At 72.9% G+C, this 23,826-nt stretch carries 29 protein-coding genes; 21 read left to right on the forward strand and 8 right to left on the reverse strand.

The genetic code is table 11. The features are described 5' to 3' along the window. Positions 1-58: 58 nt before the first annotated feature. The 3 genes from AB0I11_RS14075 to AB0I11_RS14085 form a co-directional block, all read right to left on the reverse strand. Positions 59-316 carry a hypothetical protein gene (locus AB0I11_RS14075; RefSeq protein WP_357318880.1) on the reverse strand — a complete coding sequence of 86 codons (258 nt, stop codon included), beginning with the start codon at positions 314-316 and terminating at the stop codon, positions 59-61. A 68-nt stretch (positions 317-384) separates the two neighbouring features. Then, a complete protein-coding gene (locus AB0I11_RS14080) occupies positions 385-573 on the reverse strand; it encodes a DUF397 domain-containing protein (protein ID WP_357318883.1) in 189 nt (62 codons plus the stop codon). Next, entirely contained in the window at positions 570-1,355 is a 786-nt protein-coding gene (locus AB0I11_RS14085) for a helix-turn-helix transcriptional regulator (protein WP_357318886.1), read from the reverse strand. Before AB0I11_RS14085 ends, AB0I11_RS14080 begins: the two co-directional genes overlap by 4 nt. Positions 1,356-1,550: 195 nt before the next feature. Here AB0I11_RS14085 and AB0I11_RS14090 point away from each other — a divergent pair, with 195 nt between their 5' ends. From AB0I11_RS14090 to AB0I11_RS14150, 13 genes are all read left to right on the forward strand, one after another. Continuing rightward, on the forward strand, positions 1,551-1,790 hold the full coding sequence (locus AB0I11_RS14090; protein ID WP_357318889.1) for a hypothetical protein: 240 nt from the start codon (positions 1,551-1,553) through the stop codon (positions 1,788-1,790). A gap of 45 nt (positions 1,791-1,835) precedes the next feature. Further along, on the forward strand, positions 1,836-2,576 hold the full coding sequence (locus tag AB0I11_RS14095; protein WP_357318891.1) for a flavin reductase family protein: 741 nt from the start codon (positions 1,836-1,838) through the stop codon (positions 2,574-2,576). A 156-nt stretch (positions 2,577-2,732) separates the two neighbouring features. Next, a complete protein-coding gene (locus tag AB0I11_RS14100; RefSeq protein ID WP_357318895.1) occupies positions 2,733-3,101 on the forward strand; it encodes a DUF485 domain-containing protein in 369 nt (122 codons plus the stop codon). Further along, positions 3,079-4,752, forward strand: coding sequence for a cation acetate symporter (locus tag AB0I11_RS14105; protein ID WP_357318897.1), 1,674 nt, complete (start codon positions 3,079-3,081; stop codon positions 4,750-4,752). Before AB0I11_RS14100 ends, AB0I11_RS14105 begins: the two co-directional genes overlap by 23 nt. A gap of 90 nt (positions 4,753-4,842) precedes the next feature. Further along, complete coding sequence (locus AB0I11_RS14110; protein ID WP_357318899.1) at positions 4,843-5,823, forward strand: NAD-dependent epimerase/dehydratase family protein; 981 nt, start codon at positions 4,843-4,845, stop codon at positions 5,821-5,823. 74 nt (positions 5,824-5,897) lie between these two features. Then, complete coding sequence (locus tag AB0I11_RS14115; RefSeq protein ID WP_357318902.1) at positions 5,898-7,139, forward strand: LCP family protein; 1,242 nt, start codon at positions 5,898-5,900, stop codon at positions 7,137-7,139. 204 nt (positions 7,140-7,343) lie between these two features. Next, positions 7,344-8,549, forward strand: a complete 1,206-nt coding sequence (locus AB0I11_RS14120; RefSeq protein ID WP_357318905.1) for an LCP family protein — start codon at positions 7,344-7,346, stop codon at positions 8,547-8,549. Positions 8,550-8,738: 189 nt separating this feature from the next. Then, the gene (locus AB0I11_RS14125) at positions 8,739-9,677 is read left to right on the forward strand and encodes an LCP family protein (protein WP_357319195.1); all 939 of its coding nucleotides are present in this window, start codon (positions 8,739-8,741) and stop codon (positions 9,675-9,677) included. 27 nt (positions 9,678-9,704) lie between these two features. Continuing rightward, entirely contained in the window at positions 9,705-10,040 is a 336-nt protein-coding gene (locus AB0I11_RS14130) for a rhodanese-like domain-containing protein (RefSeq protein WP_357318909.1), read from the forward strand. A gap of 12 nt (positions 10,041-10,052) precedes the next feature. Then, entirely contained in the window at positions 10,053-10,841 is a 789-nt protein-coding gene (locus tag AB0I11_RS14135; protein WP_357318912.1) for a glycerophosphodiester phosphodiesterase family protein, read from the forward strand. A 172-nt stretch (positions 10,842-11,013) separates the two neighbouring features. Further along, positions 11,014-12,468, forward strand: a complete 1,455-nt coding sequence (locus tag AB0I11_RS14140) for an ATP-binding protein (protein ID WP_357318914.1) — start codon at positions 11,014-11,016, stop codon at positions 12,466-12,468. Positions 12,469-12,529: 61 nt separating this feature from the next. Then, positions 12,530-12,949 (forward strand): ATP-binding protein, encoded by a 420-nt coding sequence (locus AB0I11_RS14145; protein WP_357318917.1) that lies wholly within the window; start codon positions 12,530-12,532, stop codon positions 12,947-12,949. Positions 12,950-13,010: 61 nt separating this feature from the next. Then, a complete protein-coding gene (locus AB0I11_RS14150; protein ID WP_357318920.1) occupies positions 13,011-13,895 on the forward strand; it encodes a DUF5926 family protein in 885 nt (294 codons plus the stop codon). On the opposite strand, the gene AB0I11_RS14155 is transcribed toward AB0I11_RS14150, so the two are convergent. Continuing rightward, entirely contained in the window at positions 13,882-15,096 is a 1,215-nt protein-coding gene (locus AB0I11_RS14155; RefSeq protein WP_357318923.1) for an arginine deiminase, read from the reverse strand. The two genes, AB0I11_RS14150 and AB0I11_RS14155, sit on opposite strands and share 14 nt — an antisense overlap. Positions 15,097-15,259: 163 nt before the next feature. On the opposite strand from AB0I11_RS14155, the gene AB0I11_RS14160 reads away from it, so the two are divergent. The 5 genes from AB0I11_RS14160 (at position 15,260) to pheA (ending at position 18,714) form a co-directional block, all read left to right on the forward strand. After that, complete coding sequence (locus tag AB0I11_RS14160; protein ID WP_046568726.1) at positions 15,260-15,997, forward strand: hypothetical protein; 738 nt, start codon at positions 15,260-15,262, stop codon at positions 15,995-15,997. A 218-nt stretch (positions 15,998-16,215) separates the two neighbouring features. Then, positions 16,216-16,668: a hypothetical protein gene (locus AB0I11_RS14165; RefSeq protein WP_357318926.1), complete on the forward strand. Its 453-nt coding sequence runs from the start codon at positions 16,216-16,218 to the stop codon at positions 16,666-16,668. Positions 16,669-16,744: 76 nt separating this feature from the next. Next, the gene (locus tag AB0I11_RS14170; protein WP_357318929.1) at positions 16,745-17,134 is read left to right on the forward strand and encodes an ACT domain-containing protein; all 390 of its coding nucleotides are present in this window, start codon (positions 16,745-16,747) and stop codon (positions 17,132-17,134) included. 118 nt (positions 17,135-17,252) lie between these two features. Continuing rightward, the gene (locus AB0I11_RS14175) at positions 17,253-17,747 is read left to right on the forward strand and encodes a hypothetical protein (protein ID WP_357319198.1); all 495 of its coding nucleotides are present in this window, start codon (positions 17,253-17,255) and stop codon (positions 17,745-17,747) included. A 10-nt stretch (positions 17,748-17,757) separates the two neighbouring features. Next, positions 17,758-18,714, forward strand: coding sequence for a prephenate dehydratase (pheA, locus tag AB0I11_RS14180; protein ID WP_357318932.1), 957 nt, complete (start codon positions 17,758-17,760; stop codon positions 18,712-18,714). Positions 18,715-18,754: 40 nt separating this feature from the next. Here the strand turns inward: pheA and AB0I11_RS14185 are convergent, their stop codons facing one another. The 3 genes from AB0I11_RS14185 to AB0I11_RS14195 all read right to left on the reverse strand — a co-directional run bounded on the left by AB0I11_RS14185 (position 18,755) and on the right by AB0I11_RS14195 (position 20,427). Further along, positions 18,755-19,477, reverse strand: a complete 723-nt coding sequence (locus tag AB0I11_RS14185) for an AIM24 family protein (RefSeq protein ID WP_357318935.1) — start codon at positions 19,475-19,477, stop codon at positions 18,755-18,757. Positions 19,478-19,570: 93 nt separating this feature from the next. Then, positions 19,571-19,915 (reverse strand): metallopeptidase family protein, encoded by a 345-nt coding sequence (locus AB0I11_RS14190; protein ID WP_357319201.1) that lies wholly within the window; start codon positions 19,913-19,915, stop codon positions 19,571-19,573. An 83-nt stretch (positions 19,916-19,998) separates the two neighbouring features. Further along, positions 19,999-20,427, reverse strand: coding sequence for an OsmC family protein (locus AB0I11_RS14195; protein ID WP_357318937.1), 429 nt, complete (start codon positions 20,425-20,427; stop codon positions 19,999-20,001). A 132-nt stretch (positions 20,428-20,559) separates the two neighbouring features. Between AB0I11_RS14195 and AB0I11_RS14200 the strand changes: the two genes are divergently transcribed. The 3 genes from AB0I11_RS14200 (at position 20,560) to AB0I11_RS14210 (ending at position 23,145) form a co-directional block, all read left to right on the forward strand. Continuing rightward, entirely contained in the window at positions 20,560-21,300 is a 741-nt protein-coding gene (locus tag AB0I11_RS14200) for a hypothetical protein (RefSeq protein ID WP_357318940.1), read from the forward strand. A 211-nt stretch (positions 21,301-21,511) separates the two neighbouring features. Continuing rightward, positions 21,512-22,333: an HAD family hydrolase gene (locus tag AB0I11_RS14205; RefSeq protein ID WP_357318942.1), complete on the forward strand. Its 822-nt coding sequence runs from the start codon at positions 21,512-21,514 to the stop codon at positions 22,331-22,333. Beyond that, positions 22,333-23,145: an HAD family hydrolase gene (locus AB0I11_RS14210; RefSeq protein ID WP_357318945.1), complete on the forward strand. Its 813-nt coding sequence runs from the start codon at positions 22,333-22,335 to the stop codon at positions 23,143-23,145. The genes AB0I11_RS14205 and AB0I11_RS14210 overlap by 1 nt, the downstream gene beginning before the upstream one ends. Before the next feature lie 51 nt (positions 23,146-23,196). Here the strand turns inward: AB0I11_RS14210 and AB0I11_RS14215 are convergent, their stop codons facing one another. Further along, a complete protein-coding gene (locus AB0I11_RS14215) occupies positions 23,197-23,787 on the reverse strand; it encodes a bacterial proteasome activator family protein (protein ID WP_357318948.1) in 591 nt (196 codons plus the stop codon). Positions 23,788-23,826: the final 39 nt, after the last annotated feature.

The raw sequence follows: 23,826 nt of genomic DNA on the forward strand, positions 1-23,826 counted from the left end.
GCCCAGCGCCGCTCGCCGCCCTGCTCGCGGCGCGCCGGGGTGGCCCGGGATTCGCGGTTCAGGCGGTGCGGCGGACGGCCGCGTACAGCTGGTGGCCGTCACCGATGGTGGTGATGTTGACCAGTTCCCAGCCGTAGTTGGACAGGTGCTCGACGGCCTCCAGCAGCGGCTGAAATCCGCTGTGTCCCCAGCCTCGCCGGGCGGTGACCACGAGATGCCGGTACGGATAGACGCGCAGGTCGATCTGGCCGGCGAGGACGGCCTCGGCGGTGACCACCCGCTCCCTGGCGAGTCGCTCGGGCGGGATCATCGACATGCCGGGCAGAGTAGGCCCTCCGGTCGAGTCCGGACCGGCGGAGGTCGGTCCGGACCGGCGGAGGCTGGTCAGGACCGGCGGAGGCTGGTGACCAGGGCCCGCCAGGCGGCCGGCGGGAAGGCGAGGGTCGGCCCCGACGGATCCTTGCTGTCCCGGACCAGCACCACCCCGGGCAGGTTGCCGGCCACCTCCACACAGTTGCCACCAGAGTCTGTCGATCGGGATGACGTGCGCCAACACGGCTCTTCGATCGTCATGGCATCACCTTCAGCTTCCGGATCAGATCCAGTGTGGCTCCCGCGGACAGCGCTTCGCCGAGGAGGCTATCCCACTTGCGCTCGATGACGCCGATCGTCTCGGGGTCGTCAACCACGTGTCCCCGCGCGGCGTTCTCCAGGTACAGCACCCGCTCGGAGTCGGGCAACTCAGCCAGCACGAAGCCACCGCCGAGCCCGGCATGCTCACCGGCCGCGAGCGGCACGATGTGCACCCGGACTGCCGGAAGCTCAGCCAGTTCCAGCAACCGGGCCAGCTGACGGTCGAGCACCGCCGGCCCGCCCACCGGCCGGCGGACGGCGGTCTCATCCAGCAGGAAAACGCAGTGTGGCGGGTTGTCGCGGTGCAGCAGCAGTTGCCGCTCCATCCGGAGAGCCACCAACTCGTCGACCACGGCCGAGGGGTGCAAGCCGCCGGTGGAGATGACGGCGCGGGCGTACTCCTCGGTTTGCAGCAGGCCCGGGACGAGGCACGTCTCGAAGGCGCGCAGTCGGACCGCCTGCTGTTCGTACCCGCGCCAGGGCACGAACCACGACGGGCCGCGCTCCTGGTCCGCCGCCTGAAGCAGCTGTGTGAGGAGGCCGCCGGTGCCGAGGGCCTGGTCGGCGGCGACGGCGAACTCCAGGGTGGGCCGGCGGCGGCCGGTCTCGATGGCGGCAACCGTGGACGGGCTCCACTTGATCAGCCCGGCCAGCCCTTCCTGGGAGACCTCCGCGCCGGCCCGGGCGGCCTTCAGCGCCCGGATCCACATCTCGATGTTCATCCTTACCTCTCCGGTAAGTACGCGACCGCGCTGCGTAGTAAGCCCTGGCATCCTCCCCTGTCCGGGGCCCCGAGTCCAGGGTGGAGACACGCGGCCCGGCCGGTGGAGGCGACGACCCGGCGGCCGGTCCTGCGCCAGGTCGCCCCGGCCATTCCTCCGGCCGGGGCGACCCCTTCCGAGCAGAGGAGGCCCCGGATGTTCGCCCTGTTCCGCCGCCGCAGGAATGCCGCCGCGCACGCGTACCGCAGGAGCAGCCCGCCCTCGACGGCCGCCGCGCCGACCGGCGGAGCCGCCCCCGGCGGCGTGCCGGTTCCGACCCGGCCGAACACGGTGCCGGCCTGGGCGACGCAGCCGACGGTGGCCATGCCACGCCCCGGCCGGGCCGGCTGGTTGACGCCCGCGCAGACCTGGCGGGCCAACGGCGGCCGGTGGTGACCACCGGGCGCACCGGCCGGGCGCACCGGCCGGGCGCACCTGCCGATGCGGCCGGCGTGGCGCTGCCGGGCCTGCGGGGCGCCCTGGCCGTGCCAGCCGGCCCGGCTCGCGCTGCTGGCCGAGTACCGCCACGACCGGGTGGAACTGCTGATCTATCTGGGTGGCCTGCTGGCGGAGGCGCACACCCAGTTGCCCGGCGCCACCGACCTGCACGCCCGCTTCCTGGGTTGGGCGCGGGCCGGGGACGGCACAATGTTTCACGTGAATCATGAGCCGGGTGCCGAGATCCACCACACCGACCCGTTCGCCGTGCCCGCCGGGCAACGCTCGCCGGCACGCCGGTTGCGCGGCCGGCTGGCGGCGCCCGTGACGCTCTGGACCGCGCCGGGGCCGGCCGGGCTGACCGTCTCGTCCACGCTGGTCGCCGAGGGCGAGCCGGACCGGCTGCTCGGGTTGGTCGACCCGGAGTCCGACCTGTGGGCGGCGGTCGAGGAGGCGGGGCGGTTCGCCGTCGCCCAGCTCGGGCCGGCGCACCGGCAGCTCGCCGACCGCTTCGCCGGGCTCTTCCCGTCACCGGGTGGCCTCTTCGCGATCGGCTCGTGGACCGACACCCCGTACGGGCCGGTGCCGTCGGACGCCGGCGGGTGGGCCGGTTGCCGGCTCGACGCGGCCCGCGAGTACGGCTGGGGCCTGCTGGTGGAGGCCACCGTCGAGGCCGTCGAGCTGGCCGAGGAGACCGCTCCGCTGCTGCACTACCGGGGTCGGTACCGCGAACTCACGAATTGACGTGCCGTTGAACGGAGTGACCTGGGTCACTCGGCGCAGCCGGAGTGCCGTTCGGCGCAGCCGCTGACCGTGGCCGATCCGAGCCTTCCCCGGAGGGGAGCGCGCTCTCTACCGTGCGCGAAAATCCCCGACGCCTGTGAAGGTGGTGATCCACAGATGTCCACGGACACGCCTGCCTCCGCGCCGGCCGAGTCCCCGGCCGAGCGGTACCTCGCCGTACAACGCTCGGACGAGTTCGCCGGGTTGCGGCGCGCGCTGCGCGGCTTCGTCTTCCCGATGACCGTCGCGTTCTTCCTGTGGTACGCGCTCTACGTCATTCTCTCCGCGTACGCGCGGGGCTTCATGGGCGCGAAGCTCTTCGGCAACGTCAACGTCGCGCTCGTCTTCGGCCTGCTCCAGTTCGTGTCCACGTTCGTCATCGCGTGGCTCTACTCCCGGTTCGCCGACCGGAAGATCGACCCGGTCGCCGACCGGATCCGCGCCGAGATGGGGGAGGTGACCCATGAACACGGTCCTCGCGGCTGAGGCGGGCAGCACCACCGCCCGCAACCTCACCATCACGCTCTTCCTGATCTTCGTGGCGATCACGCTGGCCATCACCGTCTGGGCCAGCCGGCAGACCAAGACCGCCACCGACTTCTACGCCGGCGGCCGGTCCTTCTCCGGCTTCCAGAACGGCATGGCCATCGGCGGCGACTACATGTCGGCCGCGTCCTTCCTGGGCATCGCCGGCATCATCGCCCTGTACGGATACGACGGCTTCCTGTACTCGATCGGCTTCCTGGTCGCCTGGCTGGTGGCGCTGCTGCTCGTCGCCGAACTGCTGCGCAACTCCGGCCGGTACACGATGGCCGACGTGCTGGCCTTCCGGATGCGCCAGCGGCCGGTCCGTACCGCGGCGGCGGTCTCCACCATCACCGTCTCGATCTTCTACCTGCTGGCCCAGATGGTCGGCGCGGGCGCGCTGGTCGCCCTGCTGCTCGGCATCAAGCCGGGCACCACGTTCCTCGGCATGGACGCGGACACCGCCAAGGTGGCCACGATCATCATGGTCGGCGCCCTGATGATCATCTACGTCACGGTCGGTGGCATGAAGGGCACCACGTACGTCCAGATCGTCAAGGCCTTCCTGCTGATGACCGGCGCGATCGTGATGACCCTGCTGGTGCTGGCGCACTACAAGTTCAACCTCTCCTCGCTGCTCGGCGACGCGGCCAAGCAGTCCGGCAAGGGCGCGTCGTTCCTGGAACCGGGGCTGCGCTACGGCGTGGAAACGCCCGGGGACGCGTTGAAGACCTTCTACAGCAAGATGGACCTGCTCTCGCTCGGCATCGCGCTGGTGCTCGGCACCGCCGGCCTGCCGCACATCCTGATCCGCTTCTACACCGTGCCGACCGCCAAGGCGGCCCGGAAGAGCGTGCTCTGGGCGATCGGCATCATCGGCACCTTCTACCTGCTCACCCTGGCCCTCGGCTTCGGCGCGGCGGCGCTGGTCGGCGGCAAGGCGATCACCGCGCAGGACAAGGCCGGCAACACGGCGGCGCCGCAGCTCGCCGAGGCCCTGGGCAAGGACTTCTTCGGCGGTGATCTGGGCGGGGCGACCCTGCTGGCGATCATCGCGGCGGTCGCCTTCGCCACCATCCTGGCGGTGGTCGCCGGGTTGACCCTGGCCTCGTCGTCCAGCCTGGCCCACGACTTCTACGCCAACGTGGTGAAGGACGGCACCGCCTCCGAACGGCAGGAGGTCAACGTGGCCCGGATCTCCGCCCTGGTGATCGGCGCCATCGCGATCGTGCTGTCGATCTTCGCGCAGAGCCTGAACGTGGCGTTCCTGGTGGCGCTCGCCTTCGCGGTGGCCGCCTCCGGCAACCTGCCGGCGATCCTCTACAGCCTGTTCTGGAAGCGGTTCAACACCTCCGGCGCGGTGTGGGCGATCTACGGCGGCCTGATCGCCGCCGTGGTGCTGGTCTTCTTCTCCCCGGTGGTGTCCGGGGCGCCGACGGCCATGTTCCCCGACCACGACTGGCACTGGTTCCCGCTGTCCAACCCGGGCATCATCTCCATCCCGGTCGGCTTCCTCTGCGGCTGGATCGGCACCCTGCTCTCCAAGGAGCACGACGAGGAGAAGTACGCGGAACTGGAGGTGCGTTCGCTGACCGGCGCGGGCGCGCACTGAGCACCACCCCACCGGATCGGTCAACCGGGGCCCCCTCCACGACGCGAGGCGTCAGGAGGGGGCCCCTTCCCGCGCTATAGGCTGGCCGGCATGAAGGTCGCTCCCCGTTTCGGAACCGGACACCGCATCCTGGTCACCGGTGGCGCCGGCTTCGTCCCGTCGCACCTGGTCGACCGGCTCATCGAACGCGGCTGCACGGTGGTGGCGCTGGACAACTTCATCACCGGTTCCAAGGACAACGTCGCCCACCTGCTGGGCCACCCGGCGTTCACGCTGGTCGAGGCGGACATCTCCGACGGGCTGGCGACCCACCACCCGGCCCTGGCCGAGCGGTTCGACGCGATCCTGCACATGGCCTCGCCGGCCAGCCCGACCGACTTCGAGAAGCTGCCGGTGGAGATCCTCCGGGTCGGCTCGGTCGGCACCCTGGCCCTGCTCGAGCGGGCCACCGACGACGGCGCCCGGTTCCTGATGGCCTCCACCTCCGAGGCGTACGGGGACCCGGAGCAGCACCCGCAGCGGGAGACGTACTGGGGCAACGTCAACCCGGTCGGCATCCGGAGCGTCTACGACGAGGCCAAGCGCTTCTCCGAGGCGGCCACCATGGGCTACCACCGCAGCCGGGGCACCGACACCGCGATCGTGCGGATCTTCAACACGTACGGCCCGCGGATGCGCCCGGACGACGGCCGCGCCATCCCGACCTTCATCGCCCAGGCGCTGCGCGGCGAGCCGATCACCGTGCACGGCACCGGCGAGCAGACCCGCTCGATCTGCTACGTCGACGACCTGGTGCGCGGCATCCTGCTGCTGCTCGATTCGACCGAGACCGGGCCGATCAACTGCGGCACCGAGCACGAGCTGAGCATGCGGCGACTCGCCGAGTTGATCGTGTCACTCACCGACAGCCGGTCCGAGGTGACCTACATCACCCGGAGCGCGGACGACCCGGAGAAGCGGCGGCCCGATCTCACCCTCGCCCGTGAACTGCTCGGATACCAGCCGACCGTGGCGCCCGACGAGGGCCTGCGCCGCACCATCGACTACTTCCGCGGCCGGCTAGGGTACTGACTCCCCCTGGGAGGAGGCTGACACCCGCGGCCACCTCAGGGCGTCGGTGGCTCGGCCGACCTACCCTCGGTTACATGTCCGCCACCACGTCTGCCGGCGCGCCGTTTCCCTACCTGAGTCGGAACTCGGGCCGCGCCCAGGTCCCCGGCCCCGGCCGGGACGCCGCCGGGCGCGCCCGCGCCACCGGGGCCCGCTGGTACCCGTCGTACGACGAACAGCCCGGCCCGGACGGGCCGGGTGGCCCCGGCGGACCGGCCGGTCCGCGCGGGCCGGGGGGTGGACCGGGTGGCACCCCGGGCCGGCGTGGCCCGCGCCCGCGCTGGGGGCGGATCGGCCTGGTGGCCGGCGTCGCGGTGCTGCTGCTCGCGCTGCTCGGCGGCATCGGCGCCTGGTTCTACGCCCGCAACCTCAACGGCGACCTGGCCCGCACCGACCCGTTCTCGGAGATCACCGGCGGTCGGCCGGCGAAGCAGGTCGAGGGCGCGTTGAACATCCTCATGGTGGGCAGCGACTCGCGCGACCCGGACGCCCCGCTGGACGGCGCCGGCAAGTGGCGGGCCGACACGCTGATCCTCATGCATGTGCCGGCCGACCACAAGCAGGCCTACCTGGTCTCCATCCCCCGCGACCTGTACGTGCCGATCCCGGAGAGCGCGGGCGCGTCCTGCGACTCCGGCTCGCGCAACAAGATCAATGCCGCTTTCGCGTTCGGCGGCCTGCCGCTGGCGGTGAAGACCGTGGAGTGCTTCACCGACGTCCGGATCGACCACGTGATGGCGATCGACTTCGGCGGCTTCAAGGAGGTCACCGACGCCCTCGGCGGGGTGGACCTGAAGGTGGAGCGCACCATCACCTCGATCCACAAGCCGTACCGGACGTTCACCAAGGGCGTGAACCACATGGACGGCGCCGAGGCGCTGGACTGGGTGCGGCAGCGCAAGCAGTTCCCCGACGGCGACTTCGCCCGGATGCGCCACCAGCAGGAGTTCCTCAAGGCGCTGATGGACAAGGCGGCCAGCACCGGGACATTGACCAACCCGAAGAAGTTGAACGATTTTCTCCAGGCGGTGACCGCGGCGGCCACCGTCGACCAGGGCTTCTCGCTGACCGACATGGCGCTGCAGTTCCGCAGCCTCCGGGGCGACAACCTGACCTTCATCACCAGCCCGAACCTCGGCGGCCAGGACGTCGACGGCCAGTCGGTGGTGGTCTCCGACCGGGAGAAGGCGCTGGCGATGTACCAGGCCATCGCGAAGGACACGATGGCCGACTGGGTGCGGGCCAACCAGAAGAGCGACCCGGGCAACGGCGGCTGACGGCGCGGGAAACACGCAACCGGTCGGCGGATCAGGGCTCGCCTGGCGTTGAGCCAACCGCCGACCGGCTGCATTCAATCATCCGTTCGGTCAATTTATCGGCGCGATTGCCAAGATGTGTGGGAATAGCCCGTACACGAGGTCGCGAGAACGGCAACAGATACGTACAGTGGTCCCGCCCCCGATCACCGAGCTGGAGCACGCATGCCGGTCCAGACCAGCCGTCGCCCTCAGTCACCTGATCCTGGAGCACCCGGCCGGGTGCCCCCCGTCATCCCGACCCAGCCCGGCCCCGGCGGCGCCGGTGGCGGGCGGAAGCGGACCAGGCGCAAGGACCCACTCTGGGCCAAGCTCACCGTGATCTTCGGTGCGGTGCTGATGATGACCAGCGGTCTGGCGATCGTCGGCAGCAAGGCGGTGATCGGCCAGGCCACCAGCAACATCAAGCAGGGCAACCTGATCGGCGACGCCGGCAAGAGCGACGCCGAGGGCGGCAGCAGCCTCGAAGGCCCGATCGACATGCTGCTGCTCGGCGTCGACGCCCGGGCGAGCTGGGAGGCCGACGACGTCCGCTCGGACAGCATCATCATCCTGCACATCCCGGCCAGCCACGACCAGGCGTACCTGATCTCGATTCCCCGGGACACCGAGGCGCACATCCCGAGCTGGCCGAAGGGCGACTGGAACGGCGGCGTGGAAAAGATCAACGCGGCCTTCCAGATCGGCGCCCGCAACAAGGGCGGCTGGGAGGGCGGCGCCCAGTTGATGGCGAAGACCATCAAGACGATGACCGGGGTCAGCTTCGACGGCGCGGCGATCATCAACTTCGGCGGCTTCAAGAAGATCATCGACCAGCTCGGCACGGTGCACATCTGCGTCAACCACAAGGTCACCTCCAAGCACATGTCGTATGTCGACGGCAAGCCGATGTGGAACGCGGACGCGAAGAAGACCGGCAAGCCGAGGACCCCGGTGGTGCACAAGAAGGGCTGCCGGGAGATGAAGGGCTGGGAGGCGCTCGACTTCGCCCGCCAGCGCTACGGCCTGCCGAACAGCGACTACGACCGGCAGCAGAACCAGCAGCAGCTGATCAAGGCGATGGCGAAGAAGGCCACCGAGAAGGGCATGCTGACCAACCCGCTGAAGCTCAACGCCATGATGAAGGCGGCCGGCGAGTCGCTCATGCTCGACACCGGCAAGGTGCCGATGGAGGACTTCATCTACACCCTCAAGGGCCTCAACGGGAACGACCTGGTCACGCTGCGGACCAACGGCGGCACCTACGCCACCAACGCCAGCGGCCGGGAAGCGCTCAACGAGCTGAGCATGGAGATGTTCCGCGCGGTCAAGCAGGACAAGCTCGCGGACTTCGTGGTGGCGAACCCGAGCGTGCTCTCCACCCGGAAGTGACCCGGTGACCCGGCGGTAGCTGCGGGAAAGCGGCCACCGCCGGAGTTCCGGCCCGTAGCCTGACGTGAGCGGGTCTCACGTCGTCACGGCTGCGGGGAGGGTGTCACGTCCAAGCCAGCACGGACCGGACGCGGGCGGGGTCGACCCGGCCGCCGCAGCCGGTTCCTGCTCGGCGCGGGCCTCACCCTGCTGCTGCTCGCCACCCTCGGGCTGGCCGGGCTGCACTGGCTCACCAACCGGTACGACCGCACGGTCACCAAGGAACAACTGCTCGACGCCAGCGCCCGGCAGCCCCGGACCGACCTCTCGCGGGCCCTCAACTACCTGCTGATCGGCTCCGACCACCGGGCCGGCGCCAACCCCGAGGACCAGCGCTCGGACAGCATCCTGATCGTGCACGTGCCGGCCGGCATGCGGCAGGCGTACCTCATCTCGATCCCCCGCGACCTGCTGGTCGCCATCCCGGCGGCGCCCGGCTACGGCGGCGGCCAGGACAAGATCAACGCGGCGTACGAGCACGGCGGCGGCGGCGCGGGCGGGGCCCGGCTGCTCTCCGCCACCCTGACCCGGCTCACCGGGACCCGCTTCGACGGCGCCGCGCTGATCGACTTCTCCGGCTTCAAGCAGGTCATCGACCTGCTCGGCGGCATCCGGATGTGCGTCGACACCCCGGTCCGGTCGATCCACACCAAGACCCAGTTCGAGCCGGGCTGCCAGCAGATGGGCGGCGCGCGGACGCTGGACTACGTCCGGCAGCGCTACGACCTGCCCGGCGGCGACTACGACCGGCAGCGGCACCAGCAGCAGATGCTGCGGGCGGTGCTCGACAAGGCCGGCGAGACCCACTTGCGCAGCGACCCGGTGAAGCTGGACCGGGTGCTCCGCGCGGTCGGCGGCGCGCTGACCCTGGACAGCAACGGCGTACCCCTGGAAGACCTGCTCTTCGCCCTCCGCTCGCTGCCCGCGGACGCGCTGCGCGGGGTGCAGGTCCCGTCCTACCCGCAGACCATCGACCAGGTGTCGTACGTGGTGCTCGACAACGGCGGCGGCGGGCTCTTCGACGCGCTGCGGGCCACCCGGGTGCCGGACTGGGCCGCCGCCAATCCCCGCTGGGTCAACCGGCTCTGAGCGGACCGGCCGTCTAGGCTTGTCCCCGTGTTCGGACCCCAGGTTCCCAGCGTGCCCGCGTCGGCCGTGCCCGACGAGACCTACCTGCTCGACGTCCGGGAGGACGACGAGTGGGCCGCCGGCCACGCGCCGACCGCCCACCACCTGCCGATGACCGAGCTGCCCGCGCGACTGAGCGAGGTGCCGGACGACCGGGAGGTGTCGGTGATCTGCCGCTCCGGTGGCCGCTCCGCCCAGGTCGTCGCCTACCTCCTGCGCAACGGCTGGGACCAGGTGCGCAACGTCGACGGCGGGATGGGCGAGTGGGCCGCCGCCGGCCGCCCCGTGGTCACCGACGACGGGCAGCCGGGCCAGGTGGTCTGAGGCTCCACGGCCATGACCATTCCACTGGTCTTCGCGCACCGCGGCTCCTCGTACGACCTGCCCGAGCACACGCTCGCCGCGTACCTGCGCGCCCTCGACGAGGGCGCCGACGGGTTGGAGTGCGATGTCCGGCTCACCCGCGACGGGCACCTGGTGTGCGTGCACGACCGCCGGCTGGACCGGACCAGCAACGGCCACGGCCTGGTCAGCGCGCGTACCCTCGCCGAGCTGGAGCTGCTCGACTTCGGCTCGTGGCACCCCGGCGTGCTCGCCGAGGGGGACGAACCGCTCGACGAGTCGCACACCCGGCTGCTCACCCTGGAGCGGCTCCTCGACGCCGTGCTCGCCGCCGGCCGGCCGGTCCGGCTGCTGATCGAGACCAAGCACCCCACCCGGTACGGGCGGGACGTGGAACGCCGCCTGGTCAGCATGCTGCGCCGGTACGGGCTGGCCGAGCCAGGCCCGGACGACCCGGTCCGGGTCACCGTGATGTCGTTCTCCCCGCTCGCCGTCCGCCGGATCCGTGAGCTGGCTCCCGCCCTGCCCACGGTGCTGCTGCTGGAGGTGCTGCCGCGCTGGCTGCGGCTGGGCCGGCTGCCGTTCGGCGCCCCGATCGCCGGGCCGGGCATCGGCCTGCTGCGGGCCCGGCCGCAGCTGGTGCCCGCGCTGCGGGCCGCCGGCCATCAGGTCTACGTCTGGACGGTCAACGAGCCGGCGGACCTGGAGCTGGTGCTGGCCGCCGGGGTGGACGGGGTGATCACCGACCGGCCGGCCCTGACCCTGGCCCGGTTGGGCCGCTGAGCGCCGTCGGCCCGCCCGGTGGCCGGTCCCGCCCCGGCGCCTGCCGCGCGGCGGATCCAGCGGGTGGCCGGTCCCGCCCCGGCGCCTGCCGCGCGGGGGGTCCACCCGGTGGCCGGTCCCGCCCGGCCGGGCGGGGGTGTCCGGCGACCGGGCGGCGGGGCACACTCGGGACATGCCGGAGCGAACCGACTACCCCGCCCTCATCGCCGGCCACACCCGCGTCATCTCCATGATCAACTCAGGGGAGGCCGGCCTGCCGGTGCTCAACCGGCTGCTCGGGGTGGTCGAGCCGGCCGTCGGCGCGGCCGGCCTGGTCTGGGTGGAACTCGCCCCGGCCGGCGGCCGGGTCATCGCCGCCACCGGCAGCGCCGAGTTCGTCATCGGGCACCCCCTGCCGCCCACCGACCCGACCACCGTCTGCCTGCTCTCCGGCCCGCCGCTGCGCGAGATCCCGGTGGACACGATCCCCGGCTCGCTCGCCGACGAGCTGGCCGGGCGCGGGCTGCACCGCATGATCGTCGCCCGGGCCGAGGTCGGCGGCCTCACCGTCGGCAGCCTGCACGCCCTCTACCCGGCCGGCGACCGGCTCGACGCCTCCCAGCGCGCCGTCATCGGCTACGTCGCCGCCTGCATCGCCCACATGTACGGCGACCAGTCCGGCCTGCCCGTCCACGGCGACGGCCCGGTGGTCGCCGCGCTGGCCGACGGCCTCGCCGTGGTCGACCGGGAGCACCACGTACGGCTCTGGAATCCGGCCGCCGTGCAGGTCGCCGGCCGGCCGGTGAGCGAGGCGCTGAACCGGCCGCTGCCGTTCCCGCTCCCGCCCTCCGGCCAGGTGCTCGACCACCGGCTGCCGGACGGTCGCTGGCTGCGGATCACCGCCGGGGAGCTGCCCGGTCCGGGCGCGCTGCGCGTGGTCACCTTCCGGGACATCACCGACCAGCAGCGCCGCGACCACGACCGGGATCTCTTCGTCGCGGTGACCAGCCACGAGCTGCGCACCCCGGTCACTGTGATCAAGGGGTACGCGGACACCCTCACCGACCACTGGGAGTCGCTGAGCGACGGCGACCGGCGCCAGGCCGCCCGGATCATCGGGCAGCGCGCCAACGAGCTGGCCCGGCTCGTCGACCGGCTGCTCACCGCCGCCACGGAGAACCGGCCCGGCGAGCAGTCGACCGCCCCGTTCGACCTGGCCGAGGCGCTGCGCACCGCGGTGACCGACCTGCCGGCGGACGTCCGGCACCGGGTCGTCCTGGACCTCCCGGCCGACCTGCCCAAGGCGCTGGGCGACCGGCACAGCGTCGCCACCGTACTGACCGAGCTGAGCACCAACGCCGGCAAGTACTCGCTGCCGGACACCCCGATCGAGGTGTCCGCCGAGGCGAACGAGCGGACCGTCTCCCTGCGGGTCGCCGACCGGGGCATCGGCATCCGGCCGGAGCACGTGGAGCGGGCGTTCGACCGGTTCTGGCAGGGCGAGTCCGGCGACCGGCGCCGATATCCGGGGGCCGGGCTGGGTCTCTATCTCGTCCGCCAGATCGTTGAACAACAGAATGGATGGGTATCCCTCCGACCGAGAGCCGATGGGGGTACGGTCGCAGAGGTGCGGCTGCCCCGGGGCTGACCAGGTGACCGGGGGTTAGGGGACAGCGGTGGCGACGGGTTGGGCCGAACGATCGTGGTGCGTGGTGGTGCCCCACCACGCGACCGGCGCCCGCCTGGCCCGGCACCGGCTCGCCGACGAACTGGCCGCGCTGGTTTCCCCCGCCCGGCTGGCGGACCTCGTGGCGGTCCTCGCCGAACTGGTCGGCAACGCGGTCCGGCACGCCGAGCCGCTGCCCGGCGGCGTGGTCCGGGTCGCCTGGCGACTGCGGGCGTCCTCCGACGGCGGGCAGGCCGTCCAGCTGCGGGTCACCGACGGCGGATCGGTCGCCGGCCCGCTGATCCGCCCCTCGGCCCCGGACGCCGTCGACGGGCGCGGGCTGCACATCGTGGCCGGGCTGGCCAGCCGCTGGGGCGTCGAGCGGGACGGCCTCGGCCAGAGCGTCTGGGCCGAGTTCGACCCGGTCCGCTCCGCCCGGCCCGACCTGGTCCCGGCCGGTTGACCGGCCCGGCCGGACGGGTCCTACCCACGCCGGCCCGTCCCGGCATCTAGGCTGTCTCGCCGTGAGCAAGCGTCGAAAGAACCAGCGGGCCGCCGAACCCACCCCGAAGCGGGAGAAGGTGCGCGACATCTACGTGCCCCGACCGTTCGAGGGTCTGGTCGACGAGCCGGAGTGGATCGCCCTGCGCGAACTGGTCCCGGCCGCCTCCGCGCCGCTGCGGCTGACCCCGGAGCTGGTCGAGGAGTACGGCGACCGCCCGGTCACCCTGGCCACCGTGCTGCCGATGGCCGCCCCGGCGATGACCAAGCCCGACGGGCGGGTCCTCATCGGCCTCCAGCGCCACCAGCAGTCGGGCGACGTCTCCCGGGATCTCGCCGACGCCCTGCTCAGTGCCCTGCGGGCCGAGCCGGGCGGGCAGGTGTCGGTGGCCCCGCTGCCCGGCCCCGGCCCCCGCCTCCAGGACATCCTGGTCGACGGTCCGCTGGAGATCAGCATGCACGACGGCTTCGAGTTCTGGCTCGACCCGGGCGCCACCGACGACCCGACCGTGCAGGCGTCCCTGGAGCGGGCCAACGCGGCCGTCTACCCGACCGTCCGGCTGGCCGCGGCGCGGGCCGCGTACTGGTGCCAGGTGCCGGAGAAGGCGCACGTGCGCTGGGTGCTGCCGGACGACGAGGACCTGGCGCTGGACGCGCTGTCCCGGCTGGGCGCCGCCGGCGCGCTGACCCTCGGCGAGCAGACCCGCTTCGCGGGCATGTTCCGCGCGCACGGCCGCCTGGTGCCGGTCTGGGACCTGCCCGAGGACGTCCCGGCCGCCGACTGGGAGGAGCCGGTCACCGGGTTCGCCAAGCGCTACGCCGAGGCGCTGGAGGAGAAGGAACCGCTGGACGCCGCCGCCCGCCGCGCCCGGCAGGGCCTGCTCGGCCGGCAGCTCACCCTGCGCTGAGCGGCTCCCGGACCAGCGGGCAGGACATACAGCGCGGGCCGCCCCGGCCGGAGCCCAGCTCCGAGCCGGCGATCGCGATCACCTCGATGCCGGCCCGGTCCAGCTGGGCGTTGGTCTCCACGTTGCGCTCGTAGCCCACGCAGAGCCGGGGCGCGATGGCGAGGGTGTTGTTGCCGTCGTCCCACTGCTCCCGCTCGGCGGTGACCGGATCGAGGCCGGTGTCGATGACCCGGAGCTGGTCCAGGTCCATCGCGTCGGCGGCGGCCCGCAGGAACGGCGCCGGGCCGTCCACCCGCAGCTCGTCGCCGTCCGCCCCGGCGATCACCGTGTACGCGGAGAGCGTGCTGGCGATGTTCGGGTACATCAGCACGGCGTCGACGTCGACCATGGTGCAGACGGTGTCCAGGTGCATGGTGGCCCGCTCCTGGGCGACCGGCACCACCAGGATGGTGTGGGCCAGGCCGGCGGCGAAGACCTGCCGGGCCAACCGTTCCGCCCCGGCCGGGGTGGTCCGCTCGCCCACCCCGACGGCGAGCACCCCGGGGGCGAGCAGCAGCACGTCGCCGCCCTCCAGATGCTCCAGCTCAGGGTGGTAGAGGAAGCGCGTGCCGGCGAAGCGCGGGTGGTGGCGGTAGATCGCGTCGGTCAGGCTGGTCTCCCGGCGGCGGGCCGTCATGGCCAGGCTGGTCACCCCGACCCGGTCCCCGATCCAGACCGACGAGTCCCGGGTGAAGAGCAGGTTGGGCAGCGGGTCGATGACGAAGTCGTGCCGGTTCATCAGGGTCCAGACCAGACCGCCCGGCCGGTCCGGGCCGATCCGCAGCTCCTCGTGGGCCAGGCCGGCGATGAACACGTCGGCGAGCGCGGCCGGGTCGAGGTAGGCCAGGTGGTCGGTGATCCGCCGGCGCAGGGTGTCGCCCAGCCGGGGCGAACGGAGCACCAGCTCGGTCAGCTCGGCCCGGGCGTCCGGCACGGCGAGCGTCTCGGCCAGCAGGGTCGCCAGGTAGAGCACCTCCACCCCGCGGTCGCGCAGGGCGGCGGCAAAGGCGTCATGCTCCTCCTGTGCTCTTCCCACCCATGGGATAGCGTCAAAGAGCAAGGAGTCGTTGTTGCGTGGGGTGAGGCGGGCGAGTTCCGGCCCGGGGCGGTGCAACAGCACGGTGCCGAGCCGACCGACCTCGCTGTCCACGTAGTGGGTCACCTTCGCAGCGTAGGACAGGCTTCCGCACCATCCGGGAAAAGAAGTGTGAATGAATATGGCATTCATCCGCACTCATTCCGGCGCTCCAACTTGCCGAGCCCCCGGGTAGGCAACGTAGGGTAGTGGAGACATAACTTCGAGAGACCTTTTGCCGGAGGTCGCGATGACTGTCTTTCCCGCTCGTCGAGCCGTACCCACCCGGGCACTGCCGCCCGTCGCGGTGCCGCACCCTCGGGCCGAGTCCACCTCGGTGCTCGAACCGGCCCGGCCGACGCCCCTGGAGTGGGCCCGCCGCCGCCGCGCCGAGCGGGGCGCCCGCCGGTTGGAGGCGGCCGGGGCCCGTGCCCTCGGCCAACTCGACCACCTAGGGCCCGCCTGGCACGTCATCGAATGGCCGCGCACGGACGCCGTGGACGTCCTCCTCGACCGCGGCCAGGACGACCGGGCCGGCTTCCTCGCCATCGGGCCGAGCGGGCTCTTCGCGGTCACCATCGCCGACCACGGCCGGGCCCGGGTGCTCGTCGCCGGCGACGTCGTGCAGATCAACGGCAAGCGCCCGCCCTATGTGGCCGAAGCCCGGCGCGACGCCAAGCGGGCCAGCAAGGCCCTCTCCGACGCGGTGGGCCTGCCCATCCCGGTCACCCCGGTGCTGACCTTCGTCGGCTCCGGGGTGATCAGTGTGTACGGCCTGCCCAAGGACTGCCTCATGGCCACCCACCGGGAGCTGGACCGGCTGCTCGTCGCCGGCGGCAACCGGATCAGCCCGGCCACCGCCGAGAAGCTGTCCCGGGTCGCCCAGCACCCCAACACCTGGCTGAACGGCACGTACCGTCCAGCGGCCGACTACCGGTGGTATGAGGAGGGCCGAACGGCCGCTGACAAGCGGGCCGCCCGGCGGTAACGTCTCCGGCGACGCCACGCGGTCCGCGGATCCGCCCCGGTGGTTCCGTCGGCCACGCCGTCGCCGGCCGTCCACACCGGGAATCCGTCGCGCCGACACCCGTCTCCCGTTCGGCCGACGCCCCCGGCAGCACCGACGGCCGCCGGGCCCGACGCGGTCGGCGAGCGGCCTGACGACCGGCTAGCGTGGACAGACCGTCGGTGTACCTAGGAGGCGCGGTGGCCCACGTCGAGCTCTCGCTCTCGGAAGTGTTCGCGCCCACGGCGGGGACCTCGTCCGAGCAGGAGTCCGACAATGTCGGGCAGTGGTCGGCCACCGTTTCCCGGGCCGCCGAGCCCTGCCTGCTGATCGACGGCGACACCAACGTGCTGGCCATCTCGTCCGCGGGTTGCGCGCTGCTCTGCCTCGGCGCGCCGGAGGACGTCATCGGGCGGCCGCTGCTCGCCGGCGGGCTGCGCCTGGTCGACTTCACCGCCCGCCCCAGCGAGCTGACCGAGCAGGACACCGACAAGATCGCGCCGCTGCTCGCCCTGCACTCCAAGCAGCTCGCCCGGGGCCTGCTCCGGGTCAAGGGGCCGGACGAGGCCGGCACCACGGTCGACGCCATCTCCACGCCGGTGTTCGCCGACGGCGAGGTGGCCGGCGCCCTCACCTTCTTCTCCAAGATCTGACCGGCCGCCGGCCAGCTGACGGACGCCCCACCGGGCGCCGACCGGGCGGCTGGCGCCGAGGCCATAGGGTGCCCTCATGCTCGATGTCGCGCTGTTGCCGGGCGAGTACGCCGTGTGCCGCCTGCCGGCCGGCTCCACCCTGCCGCCGCAACTCTGGGACGGACTGGCCGACGGGGACGTGGTGACGGTCACCTGGACCGCCGAGGGCATCTCGCTGATCTGCCCGGTCGACCGCGCGCCCGTCCAGGTGGTGGTCGAGACCGACTGGCGCTGCCTGCAGATCGTCGGCCCGGAGGAGCTGCCGCTGACCGGCACCCTCGCCGCCCTGGTCGGCCCGCTCGCCCAGGCCCGGGTGAACGTGGTGGCCTTCTCCACCTACGACACCGATCACGTGCTGGTGCCCACCGTGCGGCTGGCGGAGGCGACCAGCGCCCTGGAACGGGCCGGGCACCGGGTGCACAAGTGACCTTCACCCCGACCGGGGATCCTCCTACGATGGGCTCGGCCAGCAGGCCAGAACGACATACGTCGATGTCGAGGATCGGACCGTGCCCACCCCACCCTGTTCCGCCGTCCGCACCCGCCTGAGCCTCCCGGCGGCGCTGGCCGCCCTGCTCGCGCTGGCCGGCTGCGGTGCCCCACCCGAGCTGCGGCAGTCGAGCACCCCGGCGGTCACCGCCACCGCCACGGCCACCGCGACCCCCACCCCGACCGCGCCGCCGACGGCCGTCGACACGCCGGCCGCCCCGCTGCCCCTGCCCACCCCCCGCGACCTGGTCGCGAGCCCCTGCCCGGCCGGGCCCTCCGGCGACCGGGTGGTGTCGCTGCTGCGCGGCGCGGCCGGCGTCCTGCCCCGGGACGTCCGGGTCCGGGTCCGCACCGGTCCGCTCTGCGCCGGCGACTGGCAGTACACCGTGCTCGAGGTGACCGGGCACGAGGAACTCCAGGTGGTCACCCGGGGCCGGCCGAGCGCCCTGAAGCTGGTCACCGCCGGCACGGACGTCTGCTCGGTCGAGGTCCGCGCCGCCGGCCCGCCCGGCATCCGTACCCTGGCCTGCGCCGGCACCCCGGGTGCGTAGGCTGGTCGGCATGCCGGGAACACCGCCGACCCGCTTCGTCTACCTGGGTCCCGAAGGCACCTTCGCCGAGCAGGCGCTCCGTACCGTCCCCGCCGCCGAGCGGGGCGACCGGACGCCGGCCCGCAGCGTCGGCGAGGCGCTGGACGCCGTACGGGCCGGGGAGGCGGATGCCGCACTGGTGCCCCTGGAGAACTCCATCGGCGGAGCCGTCGGGGTGACCCTGGACGAACTGGCCGAGGGCGAACCGCTGGTGATCACCCGCGAGGTGATCCTGCCGGTGGAGTTCGTGCTCGCCGCCCGCACGGAGACGCCGCTCGCCGCCGTGCGCAGCGTGGCCGCGCACCCGCAGGCTTCCACCCAGTGCCGGAACTGGCTGCGCGACCACCTGCCCGACGCCACGGTGGTCGACGTGCTCTCCAACGGCGCCGCCGCGGCGGGCGCGGCCACCGGCGAGTACGACGCCGCGATCTGCGCCCCGATCGGGGCGAACCGGCACCGGCTCGCCGTGCTCGCCGAGAAGATCGCCGACCATCCGGACGCGGTGACCCGGTTCGCGCTGCTCTCCCGCCCCGGCCCGCCGCCCCCGCCCACCGGGGACGACGTCACCTCGCTGGCGGTCTACCTCGCCCACGACCGGGTCGGCGCGCTGCTGTCGGTGCTGATGGAACTGGCCGTGCGGGGCATCAACATGTCCCGGATCGAGTCCCGCCCGACCGGTGAGGCGCTGGGCCGGTACGTCTTCTTCCTGGACTGCACCGGCCACGTCGCCGACGTACGCCTCGGCGAGGCGTTGCAGGGACTGCGCCGGGTCAGCGCCGGGGTCCGCTTCCTCGGCTCGTACCCCCGGCACCGCTGGAGCCCGGCGGCGAGCGAGCGGCCGGTCCCCGCGCCGGCCGGCCTCTCCGACGCCGACTACGCCGACGCGGCGGCCTGGCTGGCCCGGCTGCGTGCCGGCGAGCTGAGCTGAGGCGCCGGGGACGCCCGGTCGGCGCGGCCCCGGCGCCCGGTCACTGCAGCAGGCCGCCGAGCAGGCCGCCCTGCTGCTGTTGCTGCGCGCCGCTGCCCTGCACCGGCGGCTCCTCGGACGGCTGCACCACCACGAAGCCCTGGCCGGCGAAGCTCATCGTGAACGCCTCCCCGGTGCTGCGCCCGAGCAGCGTGCCGAGGCCGAGCTGCTCGGCCCGGTGGTAGCCGGTCTGCAGGTTGGCCGACCAGCAGACGGCGGCCTGCGGGTCGACATAGGTCGGCGCGTCCACGTTGAGCACCACCGGGGTGCCCTTGGTGGTGATGGCGATCCGGCCGTGGCCGGTGAAGACGCAGTTGAACAGGCCGGAGGCGGCGAAGCCCATGCCACTGACCATCTTGATGTCGTAGCTCAGCGACGAGTCGAAGGCGAGCACGCTGGAGCCGTTGATCGACAACGCGTCGCCAGGCTCCAGGTCGATGATGTGCACGTCCTTGGCGAGGTCGGCGAGGAAGACGTCGCCGCGACCGCTGAGCTTCATCAGCGGGACGCCCTCGCCGGTGAGCCGCTGCTTGATGAACTTGCCGACGCCGCCGGAGCCCAGCGCCTGGAACTGCACCTGACCTTGGTACGCGACCATGGACCCGACCCGGGCCATCGCCTCGCCGTTCAGCTCGATCTTCAGCATCTTGGAGTTCTGCAGCCGCAGGCCCGGCTGCTGGGACTCCTTCTCAAGGTTCTCCGCGGAGAACAGGGCGCTGCGCATGGATTTCCTCCTGCATCGGGGTGTGCCTGCCCCGCAGGTTAGGGGAACCGCGCAACGGCGGGGATCGGCCGAGCGGGGCCCGGTGGGCGACCGTCAGCCCCAGCCCAGGCCGTGCAGACGGTCGTCGTCGATGCCGAAGTGGTGGGCGATCTCGTGCACCACGGTCACCGCCACCTCCTCCACGACGTCCTCGTCGGTGTCGCAGATCGCCAGGATCGGGTTGCGGTAGATGAGGATGCGGTCCGGCAGCACGCCGGAGTAGTCCCAACCGCGCTCGGTGAGCGCGTGCCCCTCGTAGAGGCCGAGCAGGTCCTCGCCCGGAGGCGGATCGTCCTCCACCAGGATGACCACGTTGCTCATCAGCCCGAGCAGTTCCTCGGGCACCTCGTCGAGGGCGTCGCCGACCAGTTCCTCGAACCGCTCCCGGCTCATCTCCACGGCCACCCGCCCGGTCCCTCCTTCACGTCGGCACGCAGCACGGCAAGGGTGCCCACCCGGGCACCCTTGCCGTGCTGGCGTGGTCAGGCGAGGCGGGCGTCCAGCGAGATCTGCGCGCCGGGGGAGAGCAGCCGGGAGATCGGACAGTTCTCCTTGGCCGCCTCGGCGAGCTTGGTGAACTGGGCCGCGTCCATGCCCGGGACCTGGCCGACGGTCTCCAGGTCGATCCGGGTCACGGACATGCCCGCGTCGGTCTTGTCGAAGTGCACCTTGGCGGTGGTCTCCACCGAACTGTCGGTGGCGCCGGCGTCGGCGAGCTGCTTGGAGAGGGCCATCGAGAAGCAGGCGGCGTGCGCGGCGCCGATCAGCTCCTCGGGGTTGGTCCCCTCGCCCTCCTCGAAACGGGACTTGAAGGAGTAGTTGCCGGTGAGACCGCCCTTGCCGGTGCGGACCGTGCCGGCACCCTCGGTGAGGTTGCCCTGCCAACGTGCGGAAGCGGTACGGATAGGCATGACAACGACGCTAACCGAAACCGGGGCGCGACGCACCGGGCAGTGACGACCGTGCCCAGACTCACGGTTACCGTGCCGGGCCGCCGGCTGTGTCATGATGCGACGCAGACCCGCGTGCGCGGAAGGTGGCCCATGTCCCAGGATCTCCCCATTCCCCGGCAGGATCACCGGTCCGACGACCCGACCGTGGTGGAGTGGGGTGACACCGAGCCGAGCCCGCCCGGCCGCCTCGGCACCTCGCTGGCCGGTCTGGCCCGCGACCACCGCCTGCCGCCGCTGCTCGTCGGGCTCGGCGCGGTGGCCGCGATCGGCTCGCTGGTCGGCGAGTGGCTGGTGATGACCGTCCCGAACGGCGGCCCCGAGGGGAACGTCGCGGTCCGGATCCCCGGCGGGGTCGCGGAGGTCAGCGGCTTCGGGGTGGCCTACCTGGTCGGCCTGCTCGGCCTGGCCGCCGCGGTGGCGTTGGCGCTGCGCGGCACGCCCGCCGTCCGGCACAACGCCCGGGTGGCCGGGCTCGGTCTCGGCGCGACCGTGCTGGCGGTGCTGATCGCGACGGCCGCCTCGCTCGACCACACCAGCCAGCGCAGCCTCTTCTTCTCGCCCGAGGACGGCTTGCAGGTCGAGTACGGGCGCGGCCTGGTCAGCGCCTTCGCGGCCACCGTGCTGCTCACCGCGGCCCTCTACCTGTCCGACCGGGCCCGAGCGGGGCGGCCCGGCCCGGCCGAAGCGGACACCGAGGCCGATCCGGCCCCGGCGGAGCGGATCCCGAACCGCCGGCGCCGCCACTCCGACGCCGACGGGGTGCCGGCCGGGCCGGCCGACCTGACCGTCCAGCCCACGGTGCCGTTCGCCCGCCCCGAGCCGCCCCGCTGAGCCGCCCCGGGCCGCCCCGCTGAGCCGCCTCGAGCCGCCCTGCTGAGCCGGGCCGGGCCGACACCCGGCGGCCGCCCGGGGTTGGTGCCGGATTCGCCGGAAAGCCGTGGTTGCGGCGCACCCCGCGAGATACGGTTGCTGCCCGCCGTACTCAGGCCGCGGCACCGAGGACCAGGCGGCCGACGCGACGGCGGCGGGCGAAGGAGGAGCCATGACCCGCCCCGGGCTGCCCAAACTGATCGCCACCGACCTCGACGGCACGCTCGTCCGCAGCGACGACACGGTTTCCGCGTACACCCATGAGGTGCTGGACCGGGTGCGGGCCGCCGGCATCCCGGTGGTCGGCGCGACCGGCCGCGGTCCCCGCCTGACCGAGCTGACCCGCAACGACATCCGGGCCGCCGACTTCCTGGTGATGGCCGGCGGGGGCCGGGTGGTCGACCAGAGCGACCCGGACGGGCCGCTGGTGCTGCGGGACGAACGCCTCGCCGGGCAGGTGCTGGCCCGGCTGCTCGCCGACCTGGAGGCCGCGGTCGGCCCGCTGACCGTGATGGTGGAGGCGTCCGACGAGCCGGACGCGCCGCTCTGGGGCGACTACCACCCGAGCTGGCCGTACCAGGACCGGTTCGAGGCGCGCAGCCGCCAGGACTGCCTCTCCTGCGACGTGATCAAGGCGTTCGCCCGGACCGCCGACCACCACGTGGACGAGTTGCTGGCGGTGGCCCGGCAGATCGTCCCGCCGGAGCTGGCCGCGCTCACCCAGGCCGGGCTCGGTTTCATCGAGATCTCCCCGCCCGGGGTGGACAAGTCGACCGGGCTGAGCGTGGTCGCCGAACGGCTCGGCGTCGACCCGGCGGAGGTGCTGGTGTTCGGGGACCAACCCAACGACCTGCCGATGTTCGGCTGGGCCGGTTGGGCGCGGGTCGCGGTGGCCAACGCCCACCCGGCGGTCCGGACCGCGGCCGACGAGATCACCCTGCGCAACGACGACGACGGTGTGGCGGTCTACCTGGACCGGCTACTCTCCCGGTGATGGGAGATCCACCCCGGCTGGTCGCCACCGACATCGACGGCACCCTGCTCCGCGACGACCGCACGCTCAGCCCGCGTACCGCGGCGGCGCTGGCCCGGATCACCGCGGCGGGCACCCCCGTGGTGCTGGTCACCGGCCGCCCGATCCGCTGGCTGCCCCTGGTGTACGAGCAGCTGGCGGCGCCGCTGCCCGCGGTCTGCGCCAACGGCGCGGTGGTGTACGACCCGGTCACCGACGAGGTGCTGCGTGCCGACCCGCTCGCGCCCGACCTGCTGGCCGAGGTGGCCCGCCGGCTGCGCGCCGAGGTGCCCGGGGTGAGCTTCGCGGTGGAGATCGTGGACAGCCGGCAGATGCGGCACGAGGCGCACTACCCGCTGCGCTGGGACGCCGACCTGGAGGCCATCCGGGCCATCGAGTCCCCCGACGAGCTGCACTCGGCCCCGGCGGTGAAGCTGCTGGCCCGGGCCGGCGAACAGGACCCGGACGCGTTCGTCCAGGTGGTGGCGGCGGCGCTGGAAGGGCTGGCCGAGGCCACCCACTCGTCGTACAGCGGGCTGGTGGAGATCTCCGCGGCCGGGGTGACCAAGGCGGCGGGCCTGGCCTGGTACGCCGCCCGGCTCGGCATCGGCGAGCGGGACGTGCTGGCCTTCGGGGACATGCCGAACGACCTGCCGATGCTGACCTGGGCCGGCCGGGCGGTCGCGGTGGCCAACGCCCACCCGGCCGTGCTGGAGATCGCCGACGAGGTCACCGGCCCGAACGACGCCGACGGCGTGGCGGCGTACCTGGAGCAGGTTTTCGGGGTGGCCTGACGGCCCGGGCGCGTCCCGGCCGGCGAGCCGGCGGCGACGCGCCCGGACGGATCAGAGGTACTGGCCGGGGGTGTGGCCCTCGCTGTTCGGCGCCATGCCGGGGATGCCCGGCATCACCCCACCGGGCCCGCTGGGGAGCGCGGCCCGGCCGGAGCGCATCTGCTCCAGCTGCACCCGGGCGGCCATCTGCTGGGCGACCAGCGCGGCCTGGATGCCGTGGAACAGCCCTTCCAGCCACCCCACCAGCTGGGCGTGGGCGATCCGCAGCTCGCTCTCGCTGGGCGCCTTGTCCTCGGTGAAGGGCAGCGAGATCCGTTCCAGCTCCTCGCGGAGCTCGGGGGCCAGACCCTCCTTCAGCTCCACGATCGACCGTTCGTGGATCTCACGCATCCGGTGCCGGCTGGCGTCGTCGAGCGGAGCGGCCTTGACCTCCTCCAGCAGCTGCTTGATCATGCTGCCGATCCGCATCACCTTGGCCGGCTGCTCGACCAGGCGGGTCGGGTCCTCGCCCTGGCCCTCCTCGGTCTGCATCGTGCCGACCGGCCGGCCGTCCGGCCCGACCACCACCACGGTGCCGGGGAGGCCATCCTGGTCCTGCTCGTCGTCCGGTCCGACGGAACCTGCTTCGGTCATGGCACCCATCTTTACCCACCCTCACCAGACGCACGCGCCCGGACCGGC

Source organism: Micromonospora sp. NPDC050495 (genome assembly GCF_040655175.1).
Taxonomy (GTDB): Bacteria; Actinomycetota; Actinomycetes; order Mycobacteriales; family Micromonosporaceae; genus Micromonospora.